The organism is Butyrivibrio sp. MC2021, assembly GCF_000621605.1.
Taxonomy (GTDB): domain Bacteria; phylum Bacillota; class Clostridia; order Lachnospirales; family Lachnospiraceae; genus Butyrivibrio.
Window position 1 is genome coordinate 1 of record NZ_JHXX01000033.1, and the last position, 1514, is coordinate 1514.

Genomic DNA, 1514 nt, shown 5'->3' on the forward strand with positions numbered 1-1514 from the left:
TCCGGTTATTGTATAGGTATTCCCGATGCTGGAACTTCAAGTATACCAGTGCAGGTATGTGATTGCGAATATGTTCCTGATGCTTATATGGAAATCCTAGAAGCTGAAAGCAAAGGTCTTATTAGCCTTATAAGATATGAGAATCAAAGCCAGAAGAAGAGAGCTTGGATTCGTAATACAGTAATTCAGGAGTATAAAGCGGCTGAAGATCAGCCGGACTATCGCCATTTTCTTGAAGGAAAGTTTAAAGATGTACTTGAAAATATAGAATAGACTATTTGATGTAAAGGAGAAATAACTATATGGTAACAACTATATCGTTTGTAGTTGGTAAAGGTAGCCTTTCTCATAATAACAGATCATTCGTGGCAGAAAATGTTGTGGAGGAAAGGATAGTTCTGGATGAATTCTATATTCAGGAGCCTTTGTAAGAAGCGTATAAAAAAGTTTTTGGACAGGCAGTAGAAAAGTACAACCTGGCTCAGAAGAAAAAGGAGGATTCTGAGAAAAAAAGCTGAGGAGATAGCAGGGGATGATAAGAAGGTAAATGCCGAAATATCTAAGATTAAGAAAGAAGCTGTTGATGTTCCTAATCTCTTTGGCGGGACTCAGATGGTAAAAAAAACAAAGAAATCCTTTGATAAACTCATCAAAATGAGTAAGGCTGGTGTAGGACTGAAAAATCTTTCAGCCAGGTACAATGAGGAGCTGACAAAGAAGTCCGATACAATTCAAAAGCTGAGAAATACAATACGCTCATTGACTGCTAAGATCCTGAATTATGAGAACTTTATAGATATAAAAGGATTAGCTGCAGATTTTGAAGAATTTCTTCATCCTTCAAAGAAGAGCGTTCGAGATAATCTCTCTTATTTCAAGGATCATATTGATGAACACAATGCTCCGAAGAAAGTGGTGAATTCGAAGAAGCACAGCATGGAACGATAATTGATAAATTTATATGCATATAGGCAGGCACTATCTGCATATAAAATGGCATATTAATATGCAGAAAATATGTTTGCAAGATGGTGAGGAGCGGTACATTTGATGAATGAAGGCGAATGTACCGCTCGTTGTAATAGTTTTAAAGATTATGTAAAGCATAGGCATGTCTGATAAAAAAAGGTTGAATTGAGTATTTCTGTTAATTGTTACAAGTAGAGCGCTAATTATTACATTTAGATTTTGTTACTATGAAAACATTGTATAGTAAATCTGCTGAGGACTATTTAATAAGTTATACATAATAACTGAGAGTTTGATAAAAAACGGAGCATCAGAAGATTATCTTATTCAAGCATTTTTTTGCAGAAAAGCAGATATAGCATAAAAAGAAGGGCTCTTAAAAACATAATGAAAAACTATACTGAAGTATTCGGAGAGCGTAAGAAACAGAAATATGGAATTATAAGTAATAGAGAGTGTCAAGTTAAGTGTGTAAGTTTTTTAATTTTATTAAAATCGGTGGTCTCGTTGATCACCGATTTTTATGTGGTAAGATTTTGCTGCAA

At 34.5% G+C, this 1514-nt stretch carries 2 protein-coding genes; both read left to right on the forward strand.

Annotated elements, in window-relative coordinates:
- Window positions 1-273, forward strand: a 273-nt coding sequence (locus tag T359_RS22905; RefSeq protein WP_026518504.1) for a hypothetical protein, incomplete at its 5' end; no start/stop codon positions are given.
- Window positions 274-612: 339 nt separating this feature from the next.
- Window positions 613-948, forward strand: coding sequence for a hypothetical protein (locus T359_RS0117445; RefSeq protein ID WP_026518505.1), 336 nt, complete (start codon window positions 613-615; stop codon window positions 946-948).
- Window positions 949-1514 lie beyond the last annotated feature (566 nt).

Bases quoted from the DNA above. Each gene is read 5' to 3' on its own strand.
- T359_RS0117445 (WP_026518505.1), top strand. From the start codon at position 613: ATGGTAAAAAAAACAAAGAAATCCTTTGATAAACTCATCAAAATGAGT.